General features: G+C 64.9%; 2 protein-coding genes. Both read left to right on the top strand.

What is annotated here, in order from left to right; all coding sequences use genetic code 11:
• Nucleotides 1–239: 239 nt before the first annotated feature.
• Nucleotides 240–797 (top strand): F0F1 ATP synthase subunit delta, encoded by a 558-nt coding sequence (locus WEB61_RS02135; RefSeq protein WP_368062684.1) that lies wholly within the window; start codon nucleotides 240–242, stop codon nucleotides 795–797.
• A partial coding sequence (locus WEB61_RS02130) for an HAS-barrel domain-containing protein (RefSeq protein WP_368062683.1) occupies nucleotides 797–1,319 on the top strand: 523 nt, incomplete at its 3' end. The genes WEB61_RS02135 and WEB61_RS02130, both read left to right, overlap by 1 nt.

The following is a 1,319-nucleotide window of genomic DNA, read 5'->3' as shown; positions in this document are numbered from 1 at the left end:
GACGCTGCGGCAGGCCTCGTGTGAGCCCGTGAGAGCGCCCAAAATGCCGCAGGCACGGCCATTTCCGGGCGTTCCTGTTGCGCCGCGCAAGACCATGTGTTACCTAACGCGCGGCCTCCGGGGCAGGGCTCTTTCCCGCGCTTCTTCCGGCCAAAATAAGCTAACGATTTCAAATAGTTGGCGGCAGGCTTCGGCCTCGCGCGCCGGCCCTCACGACAAAGCACAGGCGAGCGCCGCACGTGTCATCTGATCACCCCGTATCCGGCATGGCCGGCCGTTATGCGACGGCCCTGTTCGAACTGGCCGATGCGCAAAACGCGCTCGATGCCACCGCGGCCGATCTCGGCGCCATCACCCGGATGCTGAACGAGAGCAGCGATCTGACGCGCCTCGTCAGAAGCCCCGTTTTCAGCGCCGACGAGCAGGGGCGCGCCTTCGCCGCCGTGCTCGACAAGGCCGGCGCCTCGACGCTGGTCAAGAATTTCATCGGTCTCGTCATCCGGAACCGCCGCCTCTTCGCGCTGCCCGGCATGATCTCGGCCTACACCGCCATCCTCGCCAAAACACGCGGCGAAATGACGGCCGACGTGGTTTCCGCGCACCCGCTCAAGGATGCGCAGCTCGAAAGCCTCAAGGCGTCGCTCAAGACGGCCACGGGCAAGGACGTCCGGATCGACACGCGCGTCGATGCCTCGCTGCTTGGCGGTCTCGTCGTCAAGGTCGGCAGCCGGATGATCGACTCGTCGCTCAAGACCAAGCTCAATTCTCTCCAGATTGCCATGAAAGAGGCCTCCTGATGGACATTCAGGCCGCGGAAATTTCCGCCATCCTCAAGCAGCAGATCAAGGATTTCGGCGCCGAGGCGCAGGTTTCCGAGATCGGCCAGGTGCTTTCCGTCGGTGACGGTATCGCCCGCGTCTACGGCCTCGACAATGTCGAAGCCGGCGAAATGGTCGAGTTCCCGGGCGGCGTGCGCGGCATGGCCTTGAACCTCGAACAGGACAATGTCGGCGTCGTGATTTTCGGTTCCGACCGGAACATCAAGGAAGGCGACACCGTCAAGCGCACCGGCTCCATCGTGGACGTGCCGGTCGGCAAGGGCCTTCTCGGCCGCGTCGTCGATCCGCTGGGCAATCCGATCGACGGCAAGGGCCCGATCGTTTCGTCGGAACGCCGCCGCGTCGACGTCAAGGCGCCCGGCATCATTCCCCGCAAGTCGGTGCATGAGCCGATGCAGACCGGCCTCAAGGCGATCGATGCGCTGATCCCGATCGGCCGCGGCCAGCGCGAGCTGATCATCGGCGACCGCCAGACCGGCA

It is taken from the genome of Parvibaculum sp. (genome assembly GCF_040882025.1).
In the GTDB taxonomy this organism is placed as follows: Bacteria; Pseudomonadota; Alphaproteobacteria; order Parvibaculales; family Parvibaculaceae; genus Parvibaculum.
The sequence above is the reverse complement of the archived record's forward strand: the minus strand, read 5'-3'. Positions and strand labels throughout refer to the sequence as shown.